Source organism: Bacillus sp. SIMBA_008, from assembly GCF_046535495.1.
Taxonomy (GTDB): Bacteria; Bacillota; Bacilli; order Bacillales; family Bacillaceae; genus Bacillus; species Bacillus subtilis.
On record NZ_JAWRWL010001391.1, the window covers coordinates 1 to 231 of the forward strand.

1 protein-coding gene is annotated in these 231 nt (G+C 68.4%); it reads right to left on the reverse strand.

All coding sequences use genetic code 11. The annotated features are described in order from the left end of the window. Nucleotides 1–231 (reverse strand): acyl-CoA thioesterase (locus SB658_RS28030; protein WP_410603874.1); only part of this gene is annotated, 231 nt, incomplete at both ends.

The following is a 231-nucleotide window of genomic DNA, read 5'->3' on the forward strand; positions in this document are numbered from 1 at the left end:
GGCGGGGATCGGGACCGGATCCTGTTCGGGCGAGACCGTGACGACGGTGTTCTCGGCGCGGGCCACGAGCACGTCGTCCTCGACCCGGATCATCTCGAAGGCGAAGCGGAACGACGCGGTGCCGATCCGGCCCATCCGCAGGTCGATCCGGATCTCGTCGAACAGACGTGCGGCAGCCAGGTACTCGCACGTCGTGGCCCGTGACACCGTCCACCAGCCGAAGCGCTCGAT